The following is a 21,194-nucleotide window of genomic DNA, read 5'->3' as shown; positions in this document are numbered from 1 at the left end:
GCTCGCGGGGTGGGGGCTTTTTTTTTGTAACTCGCCCCTGCCGCCGGGGGGGGTGTGGCGCCCGCCCCACCCCCCCCGGGCGGGACAGCCGAAAACGTGGGAAGGCAGCAAAGCGCAGCGGACCGGCGGGACGGGCGACCACGTGGGAATAGGCCATACACTCGTTTGCCGTGGATACGACCCTTCAGGACCCCCTAGTGGGTCAGCTGCTCGACGGCCGCTACCGCGTCCAGGCGCGCATCGCCGCAGGGGGTATGGCTACGGTCTACCAAGCCATGGACACCCGGCTGGACCGTCTGCTCGCGCTGAAGGTGATGCACCCGACACTTGCGACGGACGGGGCGTTCGTCGACCGCTTCATCCGCGAGGCGAAGTCCGTGGCGCGGCTGTCGCATCCGAATGTGGTGGGCGTCTTCGATCAGGGCACGGACGGGACGTACGTCTATCTGGCGATGGAGTACGTCGCCGGCTGCACGCTGCGCGATGTGCTGCGCGAGCGCGGCGCCCTCCAGCCGCGGGCCGCGCTGGACGTCCTGGAGCCGATCCTGGCCGCTCTGGGGGCCGCGCACCGCGCCGGTCTGGTGCACCGCGACATGAAGCCGGAGAACGTCCTGATCGGCGATGACGGCCGGGTGAAGGTGGCCGACTTCGGGCTGGTGCGGGCGGTGGACACGCACACCACCGCCTCGACGGGATCGGTCCTGGGGACCGTCTCGTATCTCGCCCCGGAGCAGATGGAGCACGGCACCGCGGACGCCCGGGTCGATGTCTACGCCTGTGGTGTGGTGCTCTACGAGATGCTGACCGGCGGCAAGCCGCACAACGGCGGCTCCGTGGCGCAGATCCTCTACCAGCACCTGCACGAGGACGTGCTGCCGCCTTCTGGGCTGGTGCCCGGTCTCGCGCCGCAGCTGGACGAGCTGGTGGAGCTGGCCTGTGCCCGTGATCCGCAGCAGCGCCCGCAGGACGCGGTGGCGCTGCTGTCCCGGGCGCAGGAGGCCCGTGCGCAGCTGACCGACGCCCAGCTGGATGTCGTGCCGCCGCAGGCCCACGAGGTGCCCGCGGGCGGCCTCGGCGCCGGGGTGGGCGACGGCTCGGAGCGTACGGACGTGATACCCCGCGTCGAGGGCGTACAGCCGCCGCTGCCGGGGACGGACGAGGCGGAGCTGAACCGCACCAGCCGGCTGGAGGTGCCGCCGTCGGAGCAGACGACCCGGCTGCGTCCGGTGCCGGCGCCCGAGGAGCCCCGTCGCGGGCTGCTCCAGCGGCGCAAGCTGGCCACGGTCATCGCGGCGGTGCTGCTGCTCCTCGGGGTCGGCACGGGGGTCTGGTACATCAACTCCGGCCAGTTCACCAGCGTCCCGGCGGTGCTGGACATGCCGCAGGCCAAGGCCGAGCGAACGCTGCGGGACGAGGGGCTGGACGTGAAGGTGGTGCGCGACTTCAGCGCGAACGTGGACCGCGGCCATGTGATGAAGACGCACCCGGCCACCGGCAAGCAGATCCGGGGGACGGGCACGGTCACGATCACCGTTTCCCGGGGCCCGAACATCGTCGCCGTCCCGGACCTGTCCGGCACCCCGGTCGCGGACGCCAAGCGCAAGCTGCGCGACCTCGGGCTGAGGCCGGGCACCGAGCGGCGTGAATTCAGCGACGATGTGGCCAGGGGCTCGGTGATCCGTACGGACCCGGCCGCGGGCAGCAAGCGGCATCCCGATACGGCGGTGGGGCTGACCATCAGCCGGGGCGCCGAGGTCCAGGTGCCCGGTGTGCTCGGCAGCGAGCGGGCGGACGCCGCCGAGACGCTGCGGGCGGCGGGCCTGCGGGTGCGCTTCGCCGACGAGCCGGTCTTCTCCACCCAGGACAAGGGCACCGTCGCCCGGCAGACGCCGGCCGAGGGCAAGAAGCTGGGCAAGGGCGACACGGTCACCCTCACGCTGTCCAAGGGCCCGGAGATGGTCCCGGTCCCGGATGTCACCGGCAAGAACGAAGAGGACGCCAAGAAGCAACTGACGGATCTCGGCTTCCAGGTCGAGGTGGACAAGCCGTTCCTGTTCCCGCAGGACGAGGTCGACTCGCAGTCCGTGGAGGCAGGCAAGAAGGCGCCGAAGGGCGGCACGATCACCATCAAGATGAAGGGCGCGCTGTAGCCGGTGCGGCGGGGCCGCGCGGTCCGGCGGACGGCGGCCCCGCCGCACCTGGCACCCTGGGAGGGTGAGTACCTCCCCCTCCTTGAAGAGTGACGGGCAGCGCGCCCGTGCCCGTAATCCGGTCGGCGGTCATGTGCCGGTGGCCGGCGGTCTGGCGAAGACCGGCATTCCGTACGCCCAGGAGATGGGCGACGAGGTCGTGCAGGTCTTCGTGGCCAATCCGCGCGGCTGGGCGACGCTCCCCGGCAACCCCGAGCAGGACGAGGCGTTCCGGGCGGCCTGTGCGCAGCAGGGGATTCCGGCGTACGTCCATGCGCCGTATCTGATCAACTTCGGTTCGCACACCGAGGCAACCGTCGAGAAGTCCGTGGCGTCGCTGCGCCACTCCCTGCGCCGCGGCCGGGAGATCGGGGCGCTCGGGGTGGTCGTGCACACCGGCTCGGCGACCGGCGGACGGGCCCGTGCGGTGGCGATGGCGCAGGTCAGGGAGCGGATGCGGCCGCTGCTCGACGAGCTGACGCATCCCGACGACCCCTGGCTGCTGCTGGAGCCGACGGCCGGGCAGGGCGCGTCGCTGTGCGCGCGGGCCGAGGACCTCGGTCCGTATTTCGACGCGCTGGACCGGCATCCCAAGCTGGGGGTCTGCCTCGACACCTGCCATGCGTTCGCCGCCGGGCACGACATGGCGGCGCCCGGCGGGATGAAGGCGCTGCTGGACGAGCTGGTGGAGGTCACCGGCGAGGGCCGGCTGAAGCTGATCCACGCCAATGACTCCAAGGACGTGGCCGGCGCCCACAAGGACAGGCACGAGAACATCGGCGCGGGGCACATCGGCGCGGAGCCGTTCGGCGAACTGTTCGTCCATCCGGCGACGGCCGGGGTGCCGCTGGTCGTCGAGACACCGGGCGGCAAGGAGGGCCATGCGGCGGACGTGGCCCGGCTCAAGGAGCTGCGCGCGCCCTGAGCCCGTCGGCCGGGACCACTGCCTCGCGTTGGGGGTTTTCATGGAGCAGGCACCGCACGAGCACGGGGCAGCCGCACCCGACACCCGCGCCCCGGCCGCCCCGCACGCCACCTCCGGCCCGGCCGGCTGGGGGCCGGCCGCCCGGGCGACCCTGCACTGTCTGACCGGCTGTGCCCTCGGCGAGATCCTCGGCATGGTGATCGGCACGGCGCTGAGCTGGCACAACGTCCCGACGATGATTCTGGCGATCGTGCTGGCCTTCGTCTTCGGCTATGCGCTCACCGTGCGCGGCGTGCTGGCGGCGGGCGTCGGCCTCCGGGCGGCGCTCCGGGTCGCGCTGGCCGCCGACACGCTCTCCATCGCGGTCATGGAGCTGATCGACAACGGTGTGATCGTGCTGTGGCCGAGCGCCATGGACGCCCAGCTCTCGGACGCCCTGTTCTGGGGCGCCCTGGCCGCGTCCCTGGTGCTCGCCTTCGTGGTGACCACGCCGGTCAACAAGTGGATGATCGGCCGTGGCATGGGGCATGCGGTGGTGCACCGCTACCACCACTGATCACGGAGCCCGCCGGGTCACGGAAACCCGTCCCGGGGGCCACGGCTCAGAGCTCGGGGCCGTCGCCGGGCTCTTCCTGGTACGAGTAGCGCTGCTCCCGCCACGGGTCGCCCAGGTTGTGATAGCCGCGTTCCTCCCAGAAGCCGCGGCGGTCGGCCCGCATGTATTCGATACCGCGGACCCATTTGGGCCCTTTCCAGGCGTACAGATGCGGCACGATCAGCCGGACCGGGAATCCGTGCTCCGCGGTGAGGAGTTCACCGGAGCGATGGGTGGCGAAGAGGCAGTTCTCCGCGGCGAAATCCTCGATCCGCACATTCGAACTGAAGCCGTACTCGGCCCACACCATGACATGGGTGGCATCGGGTGCCGGTGGCGCCAGCTCCAGGATTGTCCGGGTGCGCACCCCACCCCATTCGGCTCCCAGCATGCTGAATTTCGTCACGCAGTGCATATCCGCGACGACCGTGCTGTACGGCAGCGCCGTGAATTCCTCGTGCGACCAGCAGTGTTTCGCCCCGTCGGCGGTGGCGCCGAATGCCCGGAACTCCCAGCGGTCGGCGCGGAACTTCGGCACCGGCCCGTAATGCGTGACCGGCCAGCCCCGCTGGAGCCGCTGCCCCGGAGGCAGCTCAACAGGCTCCTCTTCGCGGCTTTCCGGCTGACCCATGCCCTCCATGTTGTCAGACCGGAAGGGGTGCCGATGACCAGGGAGGGAGAGATTCGGGCAACTCGCACTAAGCATGCACTTACTGGACGCCTCACTCCGGGCGGTGCGAGGATGCGCGGCACCTGCCCAGTTCTCGCGTGGAAGGAGCCCGCTGACATGCAGGGCGACCCTGAGGTCATCGAATTCCTCAACGAGCAGCTGACCGCCGAGCTGACCGCGATCAACCAGTACTTCCTGCACGCCAAGATGCAGGAGAACTTCGGCTGGACGAAGCTCGCGAAGTACACCCGCTCCGAGTCCTTCGACGAGATGAAGCACGCGGAGATCCTCACGGACCGGATTCTCTTCCTCGACGGCCTGCCGAATTACCAGCGGCTGTTCCATGTCCGGGTGGGTCAGACCGTCACCGAGATGTTCCAGGCCGACCGGCAGATCGAGGTCGAGGCCATCGACCGGCTCAAGCGCGGTATCGAGCTCATGCGCAACAAGGGCGACATCACGTCGGCGAATATCTTCGAGGACATCCTCGCGGACGAGGAGCACCACATCGACTATCTCGACACCCAGCTGGAACTGATCGAGAAGCTCGGGGAAGCGCTCTACATCGCCCAGGTCATCGAGCAGCCGAGCTGAGCGAGCGGCCGGATGCCCGCTCTCCGCGGTGGCGCGACCGGCCCGGGCAGATCACCCGCGGCCCTGAGGGCTACGCGGCCTCCGAAAGCGCCGCGGGCGCCACTGCGCCCGCCTCCGCGGCCAGCGGCTCGGGCGCGCCGCTGTCGATGAGCTCCCGGCGCGGGCAGTCCCCGCGCCCGAGCAGCGACTGGATACGGCGCACACAGCCGCCGCAGTCGGTGCCGGCCTTGCAGGCGGAGGCGATCTGGCGGGGCGTGCAGGCGCCCGTGTCCGCGTGCTCGCGGACCTGCTTCTCGGTGATCCCGAAGCAAGAGCAGACGTACACGCGGTTCACCTCCGGTGGGGTGCCCCACCGATCCGGGTGATCTTGAGTGAGGTAACCCTTACCTTACCTGGCCCGGCCGGGGCTGCACAACGCAGTGGGGCGCGGATCACAGGATCCACGCCCCACCTCTGCTATGTCCCTGACCGTCGGTGCAGGTCAGCGGCCGATCGCCTCACTGATCGCGGTACATCTCCGCCACCAGGAACGCCAGGTCGAGCGACTGGCTGCGGTTGAGCCGCGGGTCGCAGGCGGTCTCGTAGCGCTGGTGGAGGTCGTCGACGAAGATCTCGTCGCCGCCGCCCACGCACTCGGTGACATCGTCACCGGTGAGCTCGACGTGGATGCCGCCCGGGTGCGTGCCGAGGCTCTTGTGGACCTCGAAGAAGCCCTTGACCTCGTCCAGCACATCGTCGAAGCGCCGGGTCTTGTGACCGGAGGCGGCCTCGAAGGTGTTGCCGTGCATCGGGTCGCAGATCCAGGCGACCTGCGCGCCGGAGGCGGTGACCTTCTCGACCAGCTCGGGGAGCTTGTCGCGGATCTTGTCCGCTCCCATGCGGGTGATGAAGGTCAGCCGGCCCGGCTCCCGCTCCGGGTCGAGGCGCTCGATGAGCGTCAGCGCGTCCTGCGCGGTGGTCGTCGGGCCGAGCTTGACGCCGATGGGGTTGCGGATCCGCGAGGCGAACTCGATGTGCGCACCGTCCAGCTGACGGGTGCGCTCGCCGATCCAGACCATGTGGCCGGAGACGTCGTAGAGGTTGCCGGTGCGCGAGTCGACGCGGGTCAGCGAGGACTCGTAGTCGAGGACCAGCGCCTCGTGGGAGGCGTAGAACTCGACGGTGCGGAACTCCTCCGGGTTGACCCCGCAGGCGTTCATGAAGTTCATCGCGCGGTCGATCTCGCGGGCCAGCGCCTCGTAGCGCTGTCCGGAGGGCGAGGACTTCACGAAGTCCTGGTTCCAGGCGTGCACCTGCCGCAGGTCGGCGTAGCCGCCGGTGGTGAAGGCGCGCACGAGGTTCAGGGTCGCCGCGGAGGCGTGGTACATCCGCTTCAGCCGCTGCGGGTCCGGGATCCGGGCCGCTTCGGTGAACTCGAAGCCGTTGACGGAGTCGCCGCGGTAGGTCGGCAGCGTCACCCCGTCGCGCGTCTCGGTGGGCTTGGAGCGCGGCTTGCTGTACTGGCCGGCGATCCGGCCGACCTTGACCACCGGGACGGACCCGGCGTAGGTCAGGACGGCGCCCATCTGAAGGAGCGTCTTGAGCTTGTTACGGATGTGCTCGGCGGATACGGCGTCGAATGCCTCCGCGCAGTCGCCGCCCTGAAGCAGGAACGCCTCACCACGGGCGACCGCTCCCAGGCGCTCGCGCAGCTGGTCGCACTCGCCCGCGAAGACGAGCGGCGGATAGGACTCGAGCTCCGCGATCACATCGCGCAGAGCCTCTTGGTCCGGCCAGTCAGGCTGCTGCGCCGCGGGCAGGTCGTGCCAGGTGTTGCCACCGGCGTGGGTTTCAGCGTTCACGGTCACAAGCCCCACATTACGGGGTCCCGGCAGACTGTCCGTCCCGGCATCCGGACTTTGAGACGCACCGCACTCGAAGGGTCCGGTAGGGTGCCCCCCATGTGCACGCGACCTGCGATGAACAGCAACTGGTGGTGGACCGCTCATCCGGCGGCCCACTGATTCGCGCGCACATCCCACACTTCGCGAAGGCCGCCCGAGGGGCGGCCTTCAGCCTTTTCCGGCGGCCGTTCCTCCCCTCCTGGAAGGAACCCCCGCCATGCACCGCGAGCCCCCCGCCCCCACCGGCGCCGCCGCGCTCGTCCAGCGGCTGCTCGACCCCGCCTGCCCGCCGTTCGCCCTGCTGCACCGCCGTACCCCGGGGCGGGAAGCCGCCGCCCCCACCGTCGAGGTGCTGACCGGCGAGGTGACGGAGGTCGAGCGGCTGGCGGACATCCCGCTGGGCGAGGGCGTGCCGGACGCGCCGGTGACCGACGCGCTCGCGCTGATCCCGTTCCGGCAGATCCGCGAGCGCGGCTTCCAGGCCCATGACGACGGCACCCCGCTGGCCGTGCTGCGCCCGCGGGAGACCGCCGAGCTGCCCCTTGACGACCTCCTCGCGGCGCTGCCCGCCCATGACGTGCGGGTGACGGACGGGGCGTTCGATGTGGACGACGACGCCTACGCCGGGATCGTCGGGCGGGTGGTGCGGGACGAGATCGGCAGCGGCGAGGGCGCGAACTTCGTCATCCGCCGGACGTTCAGGGGCGAGATCGCGGACTTCTCGGCGGCCGACGCGCTGGCGCTGTTCCGGCGGCTGCTGGCCGGTGAGCGCGGCGCGTACTGGACGTATGTGGTGCACCTCCCGGGGGTGCGCACGCTGGTCGGCGCCAGCCCCGAGGTGCATGTCCGGATGTCCGGGGAGACGGTCGTGATGAATCCGATCAGCGGCACCTACCGCTACCCGGAGGGCGGCCCCACCGCCGAGAGCCTGCTGGCGTTCCTCGACGACCGCAAGGAGGTCGAGGAGCTGTCCATGGTGGTGGACGAGGAGCTGAAGATGATGTGCACCGTCGGCGACAAGGGCGGTGTGGTGATCGGGCCCCGGCTCAAGGAGATGGCGCATCTCGCGCACACCGAGTACGAGCTGCGCGGCCGGTCCACCCTCGATGTGCGCGAGGTGCTCCGGGAGACGATGTTCGCGGCGACGGTCACCGGGTCGCCGGTGCAGAACGCCTGCCGGGTGATCGAGCGGCACGAGCCGGTGGACGCCGACGGCCGGGGGCGCGGCTACTACGCGGGGGCGCTGGCGCTGATCGGGCGGGACACCGGCGGCGCGCAGACACTGGACTCGCCGATCCTGATCCGTACCGCCGACATCTCCGCCGGCGGGCGGCTGCGGGTGCCGGTCGGCGCCACCCTCGTGCGCGGCTCCGACCCGCACGGCGAGGTCGCCGAGACCCACGCCAAGGCCGCGGGGGTGCTGAGCGCCCTGGGGGTGCGTCCAGCGCGGCCGGCACCCGCGCGCCCGGCGGACGGGGGGCGGCCGCCGCGGCTGGCCGACGACCCGCGGGTGCGGGCCGCGCTGGACGCCCGCCGGGCCGATCTGGCGCCGTTCTGGCTGCGGATGCAGACCACCGCGCCCACCGCCGAGCTGAGCGGGCACGCCCTGGTCATCGACGCGGAGGACACCTTCACCGCGATGCTGGCGCATCTGCTGCGCACCTCGGGGCTGACCGTCACCGTGCGCCGCTTCGACGAGCCGGGGCTGCGCGCGGCCGCCCGGGCGCACCGGGGCCCGGTGGTGCTGGGCCCGGGGCCGGGCGATCCGTCGGACGCCGCCGACCCCAAGATGCGCTTCCTGCGGTCGCTGACCGCCGAGCTGGTCGCCGGGCACCGCCACGGTCTCTTGGGGGTCTGCCTCGGCCACGAACTCCTCGCCGCGGAGCTGGGGTTGGAGATTATCCGCAAGGAGGTGCCGTTCCAGGGCGCGCAGGAGCGGATCGAGTTCTTCGGGCGCGAGGAGACGGTCGGTTTCTACAACACCTTCACGGCCCGCTGCGACGACACCACCGCGGCCGAACTGGCGATGCACCGCGTGGAGTTGAGCCGGGACGCGGCCACCGGCGAGGTGCACGCCCTGCGCGGTCCGGGCTTCGCGGGGGTGCAGTTCCACCCGGAGTCGGTGCTGACCCTGGACGGCGCCGCGGTCACGGCGCAGCTTTTGGCAGCTGTCCTCGTGTGACCAGCATGTTCTCGTTGGTGCGGTGGGCCAGGTAGTCCTCGACGTTGGCCACGGTGGCCTCGATGATCTGGCCCACCGCGTCCTGGGTGAAGTACGCCTGGTGCGAGGTGACCAGCACGTTCCCGAAGGTCATCAGGCGGGCGAGGGTGTCGTCGCTGATGATGTCCAGGGACTTGTCGAAGAAGAAGAACGCGGCCTCCTCCTCGTAGACGTCCAGGCCGACGCCGGTGAGCCGGCCGGCCTTGAGCGTGTCGACCAGGGCCACGGTGTCGACCAGCCCGCCGCGGCTGGTGTTGATCAGGATCGCGTCGTCCTTCATCGCGGCCAGCGCGGCGGCGTCGACGAGATGCCGGGTCTCGTCCACCAGCGGGAGGTGCAGGCTGACCAGATCCGCCTCGGCGAACAGCCGCTCCCGGGCGACGTACTTCATGCCGAGCTCGACACAGTGCGGGTTCTCGGTGCGGTCCCAGCCCAGCAGGTTCATGCCGAAGCCATGGGCGATCCGGGTGAAGGCCGTGCCGATCCTGCCGGTGCCGAGCACCCCCGCCGTACGCCCGCGCAGATCGCGGCCCATCAGGCCGTCCAGCCGGAAGTCGAAGTTACGGGTGCGGTTGGTGGCCCGGAGGAGCCGCCGCTCGACGGCCAGCGCCAGCGCCCAGGCGAATTCGGCGACCGCGTGCGGCGAGTAGTGGGCGACCCGGCCGACGCTCATCCCGAGGTCGGCCGCGGCCTCCAGATCGATGTTGTTGAAGCCGGTGGAGCGCTGGGCGATCATCTTCGTCCCGCCGGCCGCCAGGGTCTGGAGCACGTCCGCGCCCAGGTCGGCGTTGACGCTGGAGCTGACGATCTCGTATCCGCGGGCGATGGGGGCGGTGTCGCGGTTGAGGAAGACATCCAGGCTGCGGACCTGGTGACGGCCGGCGAAGGCCCGCTCCAGGAACGGCTGCTCATCCGTCTGCACGCCGAAGGCGACGATCTCCACGAGCTCTCCCGGTTCTTCCGCCGGTTCGAAATCTCCCGCTCCGTGAGCGAGAGGCCGGATATGCCGCGTACGGCGAATATACGGCCCCTCGCCCGGCGACGCCGCCCGGGATGCGGGGCGGCGGGAGCGGTGGGCGGCCGGGCCCGTTCGGCCGCGCTCAGCCGAAGAACACCCCGGCCTCGGCGTACAGCGCCGGGTCGACGGTCTTCAGCTTGGCGGTGGCCTCCGCGATCGGCACCCGGACGATGTCCGTGCCGCGCAGCGCGACCATCGTCCCGAAGTCGCCGTCGTGCACCGCGTCGATGGCGTGCAGCCCGAAGCGGGTGGCCAGCCAGCGGTCGAAGGCGCTCGGCGTACCGCCGCGCTGGGTGTGCCCGAGGACCGTCGTCCGTGCCTCCTTGCCCGTCCGCGCCTCGATCTCCTTGGCCAGCCACTCCCCCACACCGGACAGCCGGACATGCCCGAAGGAGTCCGTGGAGTCGTCCTTGAGCACCATCTGTCCGTCCTTGGGCATCGCGCCCTCGGCGACGACCACGATCGGGGCGTAGCGGACCTTGAAGCGGGAGTCGATCCAGCGGCAGACCTGCTCGATGTCGAAGCGCTGCTCCGGGATGAGGATGACGTTCGCCCCGCCGGCGAGACCGGAGTGCAGCGCGATCCAGCCGGCGTGCCGGCCCATCACCTCGACGACCAGGACCCGCATATGGGATTCGGCGGTGGTGTGCAGCCGGTCGATGGCTTCGGTGGCGACGCCGACGGCGGTGTCGAAACCGAAGGTGTAGTCCGTGGCCGACAGATCGTTGTCGATGGTCTTGGGGACGCCGACACAGGGGACGGCGTATTCCTCGGAGAGCCGGGCGGCGACGCCGAGGGTGTCCTCGCCGCCGATCGCGATCAGCGCCTCGATCTCGTGCTTGGTGAGCGTCTCCTTGATCCGGCGGACGCCGTCGCTCTCCTTGAAGGGGTTGGTCCGCGAGGAGCCGAGGACGGTGCCGCCGCGCGGCAGGATGCCGCGTACCGCCGGGATGTCCAGCGGCACGGTGTCGCCTTCCATGGGCCCGCGCCAGCCGTCCCGGAAGCCGACGAACTCGTATCCGTACTCCTGGGTGCCCTTGCGGACGATGCCCCTGATCACCGCGTTCAGACCCGGGCAGTCGCCGCCGCCGGTCAGTACTCCGACCCGCATCGCTGCTTCACCTACATCCCGTCAGTGGCCGCACGCACACGGCCGGGTTCGATCCGACCCCGGTCACGCTAATGGTGATCTGGGTCACTCAGGGATGGGACAAACGGTGCTGCCGGTGATTTGTCGGGGAGTTGGGGCGAGGCGTTCACCCGTACGAGCGGACCGCAGCCGGCCGCGACCGGTCCGGCCGGTGAACGCGCCGGTCACGCCTCGTCGAGACCGCGCTCGATGGCGTACCGCACCAGCTCCACGCGGTTGTGCAACTGGAGCTTGCCGAGGGTGTTCTGGACGTGGTTCTGCACCGTGCGGTGCGAGATGACCAGGCGTTCGGCGATCTGCTTGTACGAGAGTCCCTTGGCGACCAGCCGCAGCACCTCGGTCTCCCGGTCCGTCAGCTGCGGTGCGCCCGGCTCGTCCGGCGTGGCCGGGGCCGGCTCGGTCGCCAGCCTGCGGTACTCGCCGAGCACCAGACCGGCCAGGCCCGGGGTGAACACCGCATCGCCGGCGGCCGTGCGCCGGACGGCGTCCAGCAGCTCCGCCGTGCTCGCCGACTTCAGCAGATAGCCGGTCGCCCCGGACTTGACCGCTTCCAGGACATCGGCGTGCTCACCGCTCGCGGACAGCACCAGCACCCGCAGCTCCGGACGGGCGCCGACCAGCTCCTGGCACACCCGCACGCCCGGCAGCCCCGGCAGATTGAGGTCCAGGACCAGCACATCGGGCGCGGCGGCCTGCGCCCGGCGCACCGCCTGGAGGCCGTCACCGGCCGTCGCGACCACGTCGAACCCGGCCTCCGCCAGATCCCGCGCGACCGCGTCCCGCCACATCGGGTGGTCGTCGACCACCATGACCTTCAGGGCCGTCTGCTCGCTCATGCCGGCACCCCGCCCCGCGCGGCCTCGTCCCGCTCCGTGCTGTGCTCGCTCACGCTCTCGCCTTCCCCCGCCTTCCGCCCTCGGGCGCCGTGCCCTTGGGGACCGTCAACTCCACTTCCGTGCCCTGGCCCGGGACCGAGACCCACTCCGCGGCGCCGCCCAGGTCCCGCAGCCGGCCGCGGATCGACAGGGCCACCCCCATCCGGCCCTCGCGCTCGGCGTCCGCGAGCCGGCCCTCGGGAATCCCGGGTCCGTCGTCGCGGACCGTCACGATCACCGCCCGCGGCTCGTCCTCCACCAGGATCCAGGCACGGGCCCCGTCCCCCGCGTGCACCCGCACATTGTCCAACGCCGCACTGACAGCGGCCGCGAGCTCGGCCGCCGCGGCGGCCGGCAGCACGACCGGGGCACCGGGCTCGGAGAACGTCACCCCGGCCCCCGCGAAGGGCGCGAGCAACGCCCGGACGTCGCACGGCCCGTCACCGGCCGGCTCCGGGGCCGGTGCGGTCGGGGCGGTCGGGGCGGCGGCGTCGCCGTCGTCCGGCTCGCTCCCGTCGGCCGGGTGCGGCACGGTCGGCGCCGCACCGTCCGGCCCGCCCCCGCGCGGCGGCGTCACCAGCCCGCCGGCGACCAGGGTCCGCAGCGCGACCTCCTGCTCCCCGGCCATCCGGCCCAGTTCGGCCGCCTCGCCGCCGATCGCGGCGCCGCGCCGCTGCACCATCGCCAGGACCTGGAGCACGCTGTCATGGATGTCGCGGGCCAGCCGCTCCCGCTCCCGGGTCGCGGCCTCTATCTGGAGGGCACGGGCGAGGGTGCGCTCACTGGCCCGGGCCACCTCGACGACATAGCCGATGGCGACGCTGGCCACCCACACCAGCACCACGTTGTGGACGGTGTCGCGGGCCGGCTCCTGGCGCTCGATGAGGTTGGCCACCGCCACCGCGCTGGACGCCACCGCGGCCCAGCGCCAGCCGCCCTTGATCGCGAAGCCCAGGACGGCGCCCGCCGTCCAGATGGAGGGCAGCGTCGGCGACCCGTCCATGATGCGGGCGTGCGTGTCGACCAGCGGGGTGAGCAGGATGCCGCCGACCGCGAAACCGAGGTCGCCGAGCAGGAAGTGCCGGGTGCAGCGCTCCGCGGAGGTCGTCCGGCGCCAGGTCAGCACCATCCAGACGGTGAGCGCGCCCATGTAGGCGACGGCGCCCAGCGGGTGCTCGTACTCCGGGTAGGCGAGCCCGACCAGGCACAGGGCGTAGACGAGGGTCAGGATCCGGTAGCCGGTGAGCGCACGCCACAGCGGCAGCTCGACGGACATCCGCAGCACCTTCGGCGGTTTGCTCCTGCCCTTGGCCGCCGGGCCGCCGCGCACGGCCCGTATCTCCGCATCCGTCATTGCCGGCTTCCCCCCGTCGCCGGACGCATCCGCGCCCGGACTCGGCTCTGCCCGCCTATTCGGCGGCTGCCTTCCTGGCCTGCTCCGCCTCGGCCTGCTGCTTCGCCTCGGCCTTCGCCGCCTCGGCGATCTGCCGCTTGGCCGCGGTCGCGTAGATGTCGACGTACTCCTGGCCGGACAGCTTCATGATCTCGTACATGACCTCGTCGGTGACCGACCGCAGGATGAAGCGGTCGCCCTCCATGCCCTGATAACGGGTGAAGTCCAGCGGCTTGCCGATACGGATGCCCGGCCGGATCATCTTCGGCACGATCTTGCCCGGCGGCTGCACCTTCTCGGTGTCGATCATCGCCACGGGGATGACCGGCGCGCCGGTGGCCAGCGCCACCCGTGCCAGCCCGCCCGGCTTGCCGCGGTAGAGCCGGCCGTCCGGGGAGCGGGTGCCCTCCGGGTAGATGCCGAACAGCTCACCGCGCTCCAGGACCTCGATACCGCTCTTGATGGCCGCCTCGCCCGCGCCGCGGCCGCCCGAGCGGTCGACCGGCAGCTGGCCCACGCCCTTGAAGAACGCGGCGGTCAGCTTGCCCTTGACGCCCGGGGAGGTGAAGTACTCGGACTTGGCGATGAACGTGACCTTGCGGTCGAGCACCGCGGGCAGGAAGAAGGAGTCCGAGAAGGACAGGTGGTTGCTCGCGAGGATCGCCGGACCCTCGGCGGGGATGTTCTCGATGCCTTCCACCCAGGGCCTGAAGGCAAGCTTCAGCGACCCGCCGATGGAAAACTTCATTGCGCCGTAGATCAACCGACTGCCTCCTGTGTGTGACGCAAAGACCTTAACCTGCCCCGGTGGCGCACTCGCGCCGCGGCCGCCGCCGGACCTACCCGCTTGCCGTCACTTTGCGTACCCTGAGGTAACTCGCCAGCCCCTCATCGATCGGAGTCCCCCGGTGCCGCTCCTTCCCGGAGCCGAGCCGTTCCGCCGTGACGGCGGAGAGGTCGGCGTCCTCGTGTGCCACGGCTTCACCGGCTCCCCCCAGTCCGTCCGCCCCTGGGCCGAATACCTGGCCGACCGGGGACTGACGGTCGCCCTCCCGCTGCTGCCCGGTCACGGCACCCGCTGGCAGGACATGCAGATCACCACGTGGCAGGACTGGTACGCCGAGGTCGACCGCGAGCTGCGCGCGCTGACCGAGCGCTGCTCCAAGGTCTTCGTCTGCGGCCTGTCGATGGGCGGTGCGCTGGCGCTGCGGCTGGCCGCCAAGCACGGCGACGCGATCAGCGGGGTGGCGGTGGTCAACCCGGCCAACAAGCTCCATGACGCGGCCGCCCCGCTGCTCCCGGTGCTGCGGTACCTCGTACGGACCACCAAGGGCGTGGTCAGCGACATCGCCAAGCCCGGCGCCGAGGAGGTCGGCTACGAACGGGTGCCGCTGCACGCCGCGCATTCGCTGCGCCGGTTCTTCGGGCAGGTCGACTCCGAACTCCCGGGCGTCACCCAGCCGTTGCTGGTGATGACCAGCCCGCAGGACCATGTCGTACCGGCGGCGGACTCCGAGCGGATCCTCGCCCGGGTCTCCTCCACCGACGTCCGCCAGACGCTGCTGGAGCGCAGCTACCACGTCGCGACGCTGGACCACGACGCCGAGCAGATCTTCCGGGACACCTTCGCCTTCATCGCCCGGCTCGCGCCGGAGGCGGCGGACGCGGCGCAGGAGGGGACGGCGGCCAGTGGCGGAGCGTAGCCCCCACGACCCCCGGGACCCGCTGGACGAGGAGGCCGCCTGGGCCGAGATCGTGGCGGGCTACGGCGAGCAGCCGTCGTTCCCCGCGGGCGACGGCGACGGGACGGACGAGGCGGCCGGTAAGGACGGCACGGCCGAGAAGCCCGAGGGCGCCACCCCCTCCGACACGGCGGGGAAGGACGGCAAGGGAGCCGGGGACGGCACCGGCGACGCCGCGCGTCCGGGCAGCTTCGTCGTCTTCGCGCCGGGCGTCGGCCCACGCAACTGGACCCCCTCGGAGGCGTCCGACGACGACTTCGACGAGACCGACGAGGGCCACTTCACCCCGCCCGAGCCGCCCCCGCTGCCGAAGGCCGATGTCACCGCCAAGTTCGCCTGGCTCGCGGTCATCGGCGGCCCGCTGCTGCTGGTCGCCATGGTGCTCCTCCAGCAGCCGGTGACGTGGTGGATCACGGTCCTGGGCATCGGTGGCTTCCTCGGCGGCTTCGCCACCCTGGTGGCCCGGATGAAGGACGACGACGAGGACGACAACGACCTGCCGGGCAGCGGCGCGGTGGTGTGAGTCAGCCGGTGGCCGGCACCCGCAGTGCGGCCAGCACCGGCAGATGATCCGTGGCGGCCCGCAGGTCGGCCTCCCGTACGCCTGCCAGCCCGTGCGGCACACCGCAGCCCAGGACCTCCACGCCCGCCGTGGTGAAGATCGCGTCGATCCGCTGATGCGGGTCGTGCGGCGTGGAGGTGAACTCCCCGCCCCACGGCTTGGCCGCCCAGGCGTCCGTGAGCGCCCCCGCCAGCCGCCGGAAGCTGCGGCCCGCCGGCCGGTCGTTGAGGTCACCCCCGGCGACGGCGTACGGCACGTCCAGGGCGGCCAGCCGCTCCAGCAGCAGCCCCGCCTGCGTGTAGCGCTCCCGGTCGGCGAGGCTGAGATGGCAGCTGAGCACCCCGAGCCGGGCCCCGCCGATCCGGACCACGGCGATCGCGAAACCGCGCTGGTGCAGCCCGGGGGTGCGGGGCAGCAGCACCTCCTCCGTACGCTCCACATGGGCGCGCAGGGTGGACAGGATCATCGGGCCCGCGGTCGTCCCGCCGCCGGTGACGTACACCAGACCGGCCGCGCGGGCCAGCCGCTCGGCGGCCTTGCGCCAGCGGAAGAACCGCGGCGCCTCCTGGATCAGCACGAGATCGGGTGCGCAGGCCCGGATCACCCGGGCCAGTGCGGCCCGGTCGTCGCGCAGCGAGCGGATGTTGTAGCTGAGCACCCGGATCACGGCCGCACCGCCGTGTCCTGATGCCCCGGCGTCGGGGCCGGGCTCGGTGGCGGAAGCGGGGAGCGAGATCACGGCGGCAGGTCCTCTCACCGGGAGGGTCACGCGGGCCAACATAGAGCACCGTCCGCCGCTCCCCCACGGGGCGCGACGGACGGTGCCGTACGGATGGGCGGGCGCCGTGCGCGCCCGGTGGCGGTCAGCCCTGGCGCGCCAGGTCGGCCGCGCCGACCAGACCGGCCTTGCCGCCGAGCTGGGCGGCGAGCACCTGGGCGTGCGGCCGCCACTGGTTGCCGACCAGCCAGCGGCGGAAGGACTTGCGGATCGGCTCCAGGACCAGTTCGCCCTCGTCCGAGACGCCGCCGCCGACGATGAACGCGGACGGGTCGAAGAGCGAGGCGAGGTCGGCGAGCCCGGCGCCGGCCCAGCGGGCCAGTTCGCGGAACGAGTCGATGGCGACCGGGTCACCCTGGCGGGCGGCCTCGCTCACGTGCCGGCCCTGGATGCCCTCGGAGGTGCCGTCGCCGAGCGACAGCAGGATCTGGGCGTTCTCGGGGGTGGCGAAGGCGCGCTGGCGGGCGTAGCGCAGCAGGGCGCGGCCGGAGGCGTACTGCTCCCAGCAGCCCTGGTTGCCGCAGCCGCACAGCAGACCGTCCGGCACGACCCGGATGTGCCCGAATTCCGCGGCGACGCCGAAGCGGCCGCGGCGCAGCTTGTTGCCGATGATGATGCCGCCGCCGAGGCCGGTGCCGAGGGTGATGCAGATGACGTCGCTGTGCCCCTGGCCGGCGCCGAACTTGTACTCGCCCCAGGCCGCCGCGTTGGCGTCGTTCTCGACCACCACGGGCAGGCCGACGCGCTGTTCGACCTTGTCCTTGAGCGGTTCGTGGCGCCAGTCGATGTTCGGTGCGAACAGGACCGTGGCGCGCTTCTCGTCGACATAGCCGGCGGCACCGATGCCGACGGCCTCGACACGATGGCCCGCGCCGACGGTGCGTACCGCCTCCGCGATGGCCTCGGTCAGCGCATCGGTGGCATGCGGAGTCGGCACCTGGCACGTCTCAAGGATCGAGCCCTCTTCGTCGACCACGCCGGCCGCGATCTTCGTGCCGCCGATGTCGACGCCGATGGTGAGTCCCATGTGTCCCTCAGTTTTTCGCTCGAACCCCGCCGGGACCCACCGTACCGGAGGCCGGGGTGCCGCCCACGTTCTTCGGGCTGTAGGGGTGGGGACACCCCCCGTACACCGGCGGCCCGGAGGGCTCAGTCGAGGTCGATCCGCTCGGTGCCGGTGGGGCCGTCGTCGTCGCGCGGATCGTCCTCGCGGCGGGCGTCGGGCCGGTCGCCGAGGTCCTCACGGGTCCAGCGGCGCTCGCTGCCCTCGACGGCGGAGCGGTAGGCCGCGAGCAGCTCGGAGCCGGCCGCGGCGAGGTGGTCGAAGATATCGGGGTTGCGCTCGATGACCGGCTCGACGGCCGCCTTGGCCTGCTTGAACAGCTGGTTGACGGCGCCCTGTGCGGCGATCCCGCCGAGCGCGCCGGGCAGCTGGATACCGGCGAGCTTGTCGGTCACCGCCTCCGCGAGCTTGCGCAGTTCCTCGGCGGCGCTGCCCGGCTGCGGGCCGTGGGCGGCGCGGTGCCGGGCCTTCTCGGCCGCGAGGTCCTCGGCGCAGGCGGTCGCCCAGGCGTCGGCATCGGACTCGGCCTGGCGGTCGGCGGGGCGCTCGGTGGCATCACTCATGGGGAACTCCGTGACTCCTGCTGCGAGGCGGTACGGCGAAGCAGTGCGGGACGGGCACGTCGGGGCGGGGCCCACCCTCGACGTTACCCGAACGGTGGTAGCGCGTTCAGTCGCTCTTGGGCCACAGATCCGGATCCGGGGTGAAGCGGATCTCCAGGGCGCCGTCACGCAGTCCGGCGCCGGAGACGGTGCAGCGGCGCAGCGCGGAGGGGAGCGTACGGATCCGCCGGAAGCGGCCGACGGTGACCACGATCTCGTCGCCGCGGCGCACCAGGCCGAGGCCCCGGCGCTCGGCACCGGGCAGCGGCACCCGCCAGACGAGGATGCCGTCGGCGGCCAGCCGGTCCTCGACGGTCCAGGGGTCGGGGTGCGGCCCGTCGGCGGGCTCGGCCGCGCCGATCCCGCCCACCGGTCCGCCGATCAACTCGTCGAGCTCGTCGACGCCCTGGGGGTCGCGGCCCAGGTGCGGCACCTCATGGACGGGGAGGTCGGGGAACTCCTCGCGCAGCGCCTTGAGGGCGGTCTGCTGGCTGCCGGAGAGCGCGGCGAGGAACGGGTCGGCCGAGCCGGTGGGCAGCAGCCGGTTGACGACCACGCCGTCGGTGCGCCGGCCGTGCAGCGCGAGTCCGGCGCGGATGCTGCGCAGCGTGGCGACGGCGACCGGACCGGCCTCGGTGACCAGGCGTACGGAGGTGCCGGGGTCGTCGATCGTCCGCTGGACGGCGGCGAGTTCGGTCTCCCAGCGCTCGGCGGCGTCGTACAGCTTCTGGGCGGGCATCGGGACGCCGGCCAGCTGGGCGAGCACCGGGCGCAGCGCCCGGGCCGCCTGCCGCTCGGGCGGCAGCAGCCGGCGCAGATAGCGGCGCACCTGGGCCGGCAGGGCGAGCAGCCGGACCGTTTCGGCGGCCGAGGGCATGTCGACGACGACGAGGTCCCAGGCGTCCGAGGCGTGTTCGGCGCGCAGCGCGTGCAGCAGCGCGAAGTCCTCGGAGCCGGGGAGTTCGGTGAGTTCGTCCTCGTCGAGCGGGGCGGCGCCGAGCAGGTCGAGGGCGGCGCCGGCGCGCTCCTGGAACGCGAGGAACTCCTGGCGGAACCGGTCGCCGGGGTCGATACGGCGGGCGTGCAGACCGGGGGCTATCGGCGTGGGCGCGTCGGCGCCGAGGGGCGTGCCCAGCACCGTTTCCGGTGCGCTGCTCCCCGTGGTGAGCAGCAGGGCCCGCTCGCCGCGGCGGGCGCCGGCCAGGGCGGTCGCGGCGGCGAGCGTGGTGCGGCCCGCACCGCCGGAGCCGGTGACGAGGACGGTGCGCACGCTCAGAGCTTCTTGGCCTCGTCGGCGGGCGTCTGCGGGCCGTCGTGGCCGCTCTCGACGCGCTTCTTCAGCCCGGCCAGCGCGCGGTCGATGATGACCTTCTCGGCCTTGCGCTTGATCATCCCGAGCATCGGGATCTTGACGTCGACGGTGAGCTGGTAGGTCACCTCGGTCCGCACGCCGTCGCCGAGCGCGGAGAGGCGGTAGGAGCCGTCGAGGGCGCGCAGCATCTGGGACTTGACCAGGGACCAGCTGACCTCGTTCTCACCGGTCCAGGTGTAGGCGAGGGTGTGGTCGTCCTTGATCGCTCCGGCGTCCAGCAGCAGGCGCACCTGCTCGGCGCGGCCGCGGTCGTCCTTGGCGAGCACCTCTGCCTCTTTGACCTCTCCGGTCCATTCCGGGTACCGGTCAAAGTCGGCGATCACTCCCATCACTTCGGCGGGTGCCGCCTCGATCGTGATGCTCGAGCTGGTGTGTTCGGCCATCGCCGTGACTCCTCCATGCCGATTCATGTCGGTCCGCCGACTTGCTGAAACGCGGTGTCTCTGCTGCTGAAGGCTACCGCGCGGGGGAACGCGGGCGGACACCAGCAGGCCCGGAACGACGGGGCGGGGCGGCCGGCCGGCCCGCTCCTGCGGGCTCACGACCAGAGGTGTCCGGGCTCACCACTCCAGGACATAGGGCGTCCCGGTCGCGTTGAAGTGGCCGACATTGACGCATTCCGTGCCCCCGATCCGGGCCCGGCGGACCAGCGGCTGGTGCACATGGCCGAAGAGGGAGTAGCGCGGCCGGGTGGTGCGGATGGCGTGCAGCAGGGCCGCGCTGCCGCGCTCGAAGCGGCGGGCGACGGTGTCGTAGCAGAGCTCGGGGACGTCGGGCGGGATATGGGTGCACAGCACGTCCACCTCGCCGACCGCCTCGATCTTGGCGGCGTACTCCTCGTCGCTGATCTCGTAGGGCGTGCGCATGGGGGTGGTCAGGCCGCCGCCGACGAACCCGAAGACCCGGCCGCCGATCTCCACCCGCTGGCCGTCCAGGACGGTGGTGCCCGGTCCGGCGTACTCGGGCCACAGGCGCGGTATGTCGACGTTGCCGTAGGTGGCGTACGTGGGAGCCGGGAAGGCGGCGAAGAGTTCGGCGTACTGCCGGCGGACCGCGCCCTCGATGACCGACTCCCGGCTCACGCCCGTACGGTCCAGTGCGCCCCACAGCTCGCGGCCCAGGGCGCGGGCCTCCTCGAAGCGGCGGGCGGTGCGCAGTTCGACCAGTGCGTCCGCGTTGGCGACGCCGAAGAGGTCGGGGAAGATGCCGCGCGAGTGGTCCGCATAGTCAAGGAAAAGGACCAGGTCACCGAGGCAGACCAGGGCATCGGCGCCGGCTCCGGCCGCCGCGAGGTCCCGGCTGTTGCCATGTACGTCACTGACCACATGCACACGCATGGCGTCACCCTAGATCTCGTGCGCGGCCGACGGGAGACGGGGCCCCGGACCCGGAGTTACTTTCGGGTCACCTACCCATTGGTCTAGTCTGCGCGGGTCAGTCCCCATGGCGTGTCCCGCAGCTGTGACGCATCGAACATCTGGCCGTTCCCCCCTATCCCAACTGCGATACCGATGGGTAACGTCCGGGCAGTCCAATCCCCCTTGCATGATCGTGGACCGCCG

Annotated in this window: 21 protein-coding genes; 7 read left to right on the top strand and 14 right to left on the bottom strand. The window is 71.9% G+C overall.

All coding sequences use genetic code 11. The features are described 5' to 3' along the window. Window positions 1–170 precede the first annotated feature (170 nt). The 3 genes from pknB (at window position 171) to ACFWJW_RS30415 (ending at window position 3,670) form a co-directional block, all read left to right on the top strand. Window positions 171–2,150, top strand: coding sequence for a Stk1 family PASTA domain-containing Ser/Thr kinase (gene pknB / locus ACFWJW_RS30425; RefSeq protein WP_387247388.1), 1,980 nt, complete (start codon window positions 171–173; stop codon window positions 2,148–2,150). A 64-nt stretch (window positions 2,151–2,214) separates the two neighbouring features. Then, a complete protein-coding gene (locus ACFWJW_RS30420; protein ID WP_387247387.1) occupies window positions 2,215–3,114 on the top strand; it encodes a deoxyribonuclease IV in 900 nt (299 codons plus the stop codon). A 40-nt stretch (window positions 3,115–3,154) separates the two neighbouring features. Beyond that, on the top strand, window positions 3,155–3,670 hold the full coding sequence (locus tag ACFWJW_RS30415; protein ID WP_387247386.1) for a DUF4396 domain-containing protein: 516 nt from the start codon (window positions 3,155–3,157) through the stop codon (window positions 3,668–3,670). 46 nt (window positions 3,671–3,716) lie between these two features. On the opposite strand, the gene ACFWJW_RS30410 is transcribed toward ACFWJW_RS30415, so the two are convergent. Next, window positions 3,717–4,349 (bottom strand): sulfite oxidase-like oxidoreductase, encoded by a 633-nt coding sequence (locus tag ACFWJW_RS30410; RefSeq protein WP_387247385.1) that lies wholly within the window; start codon window positions 4,347–4,349, stop codon window positions 3,717–3,719. Window positions 4,350–4,496: 147 nt separating this feature from the next. Between ACFWJW_RS30410 and bfr the strand changes: the two genes are divergently transcribed. Further along, window positions 4,497–4,973: a bacterioferritin gene (gene bfr / locus ACFWJW_RS30405; RefSeq protein WP_018093517.1), complete on the top strand. Its 477-nt coding sequence runs from the start codon at window positions 4,497–4,499 to the stop codon at window positions 4,971–4,973. A gap of 70 nt (window positions 4,974–5,043) precedes the next feature. On the opposite strand, the gene ACFWJW_RS30400 is transcribed toward bfr, so the two are convergent. Together ACFWJW_RS30400 and ACFWJW_RS30395 are read right to left on the bottom strand one after the other, a co-directional pair. Next, window positions 5,044–5,298: a bacterioferritin-associated ferredoxin gene (locus ACFWJW_RS30400; protein WP_387247384.1), complete on the bottom strand. Its 255-nt coding sequence runs from the start codon at window positions 5,296–5,298 to the stop codon at window positions 5,044–5,046. 172 nt (window positions 5,299–5,470) lie between these two features. After that, window positions 5,471–6,814 carry a class II 3-deoxy-7-phosphoheptulonate synthase gene (locus tag ACFWJW_RS30395; RefSeq protein WP_387247390.1) on the bottom strand — a complete coding sequence of 448 codons (1,344 nt, stop codon included), beginning with the start codon at window positions 6,812–6,814 and terminating at the stop codon, window positions 5,471–5,473. 259 nt (window positions 6,815–7,073) lie between these two features. On the opposite strand from ACFWJW_RS30395, the gene ACFWJW_RS30390 reads away from it, so the two are divergent. Continuing rightward, the gene (locus tag ACFWJW_RS30390) at window positions 7,074–9,038 is read left to right on the top strand and encodes an anthranilate synthase family protein (RefSeq protein WP_387247383.1); all 1,965 of its coding nucleotides are present in this window, start codon (window positions 7,074–7,076) and stop codon (window positions 9,036–9,038) included. Here ACFWJW_RS30390 and ACFWJW_RS30385 read toward each other — a convergent pair. The 5 genes from ACFWJW_RS30385 to ACFWJW_RS30365 all read right to left on the bottom strand — a co-directional run bounded on the left by ACFWJW_RS30385 (window position 9,004) and on the right by ACFWJW_RS30365 (window position 14,261). Further along, window positions 9,004–10,020: a 2-hydroxyacid dehydrogenase gene (locus tag ACFWJW_RS30385; protein ID WP_387247382.1), complete on the bottom strand. Its 1,017-nt coding sequence runs from the start codon at window positions 10,018–10,020 to the stop codon at window positions 9,004–9,006. The two genes, ACFWJW_RS30390 and ACFWJW_RS30385, sit on opposite strands and share 35 nt — an antisense overlap. Before the next feature lie 157 nt (window positions 10,021–10,177). Next, complete coding sequence (locus ACFWJW_RS30380; protein ID WP_387247381.1) at window positions 10,178–11,206, bottom strand: 6-phosphofructokinase; 1,029 nt, start codon at window positions 11,204–11,206, stop codon at window positions 10,178–10,180. A 203-nt stretch (window positions 11,207–11,409) separates the two neighbouring features. Next, entirely contained in the window at window positions 11,410–12,081 is a 672-nt protein-coding gene (locus ACFWJW_RS30375) for a response regulator (RefSeq protein ID WP_387247380.1), read from the bottom strand. Window positions 12,082–12,130: 49 nt separating this feature from the next. Next, a complete protein-coding gene (macS, locus tag ACFWJW_RS30370) occupies window positions 12,131–13,474 on the bottom strand; it encodes a MacS family sensor histidine kinase (protein WP_387247379.1) in 1,344 nt (447 codons plus the stop codon). Between the two features lie 55 nt (window positions 13,475–13,529). Next, window positions 13,530–14,261, bottom strand: coding sequence for a lysophospholipid acyltransferase family protein (locus tag ACFWJW_RS30365; protein ID WP_387247378.1), 732 nt, complete (start codon window positions 14,259–14,261; stop codon window positions 13,530–13,532). Between the two features lie 160 nt (window positions 14,262–14,421). Here ACFWJW_RS30365 and ACFWJW_RS30360 point away from each other — a divergent pair, with 160 nt between their 5' ends. Next, window positions 14,422–15,216 (top strand): alpha/beta hydrolase, encoded by a 795-nt coding sequence (locus ACFWJW_RS30360; RefSeq protein ID WP_387247377.1) that lies wholly within the window; start codon window positions 14,422–14,424, stop codon window positions 15,214–15,216. Further along, window positions 15,203–15,778: a hypothetical protein gene (locus ACFWJW_RS30355; protein ID WP_387247376.1), complete on the top strand. Its 576-nt coding sequence runs from the start codon at window positions 15,203–15,205 to the stop codon at window positions 15,776–15,778. Before ACFWJW_RS30360 ends, ACFWJW_RS30355 begins: the two co-directional genes overlap by 14 nt. 1 nt (window position 15,779) lies before the next feature. Here ACFWJW_RS30355 and ACFWJW_RS30350 read toward each other — a convergent pair whose 3' ends face one another. The 6 genes from ACFWJW_RS30350 to ACFWJW_RS30325 all read right to left on the bottom strand — a co-directional run bounded on the left by ACFWJW_RS30350 (window position 15,780) and on the right by ACFWJW_RS30325 (window position 20,969). Continuing rightward, window positions 15,780–16,598: an endonuclease/exonuclease/phosphatase family protein gene (locus ACFWJW_RS30350; RefSeq protein ID WP_387247375.1), complete on the bottom strand. Its 819-nt coding sequence runs from the start codon at window positions 16,596–16,598 to the stop codon at window positions 15,780–15,782. Window positions 16,599–16,680: 82 nt separating this feature from the next. After that, complete coding sequence (locus ACFWJW_RS30345; protein ID WP_235467499.1) at window positions 16,681–17,622, bottom strand: ROK family glucokinase; 942 nt, start codon at window positions 17,620–17,622, stop codon at window positions 16,681–16,683. Window positions 17,623–17,744: 122 nt separating this feature from the next. Next, window positions 17,745–18,221 (bottom strand): DUF5304 domain-containing protein, encoded by a 477-nt coding sequence (locus ACFWJW_RS30340; RefSeq protein WP_387247374.1) that lies wholly within the window; start codon window positions 18,219–18,221, stop codon window positions 17,745–17,747. 106 nt (window positions 18,222–18,327) lie between these two features. Further along, a complete protein-coding gene (locus ACFWJW_RS30335; protein WP_387247373.1) occupies window positions 18,328–19,530 on the bottom strand; it encodes an ArsA family ATPase in 1,203 nt (400 codons plus the stop codon). Window positions 19,531–19,532: 2 nt separating this feature from the next. Then, the gene (locus tag ACFWJW_RS30330) at window positions 19,533–20,015 is read right to left on the bottom strand and encodes an SRPBCC family protein (protein WP_387247372.1); all 483 of its coding nucleotides are present in this window, start codon (window positions 20,013–20,015) and stop codon (window positions 19,533–19,535) included. A 177-nt stretch (window positions 20,016–20,192) separates the two neighbouring features. Next, window positions 20,193–20,969, bottom strand: coding sequence for a metallophosphoesterase (locus tag ACFWJW_RS30325; RefSeq protein ID WP_387247371.1), 777 nt, complete (start codon window positions 20,967–20,969; stop codon window positions 20,193–20,195). Between the last annotated feature and the right edge of the window lie 225 nt (window positions 20,970–21,194).

Origin of the sequence: Streptomyces sp. NPDC127097, from assembly GCF_042724075.1 — a bacterium.
In the GTDB taxonomy this organism is placed as follows: domain Bacteria; phylum Actinomycetota; class Actinomycetes; order Streptomycetales; family Streptomycetaceae; genus Streptomyces.
Note: the sequence above shows the minus strand (reverse complement) of the source record. Positions and strands in the feature narration are given on the sequence as shown.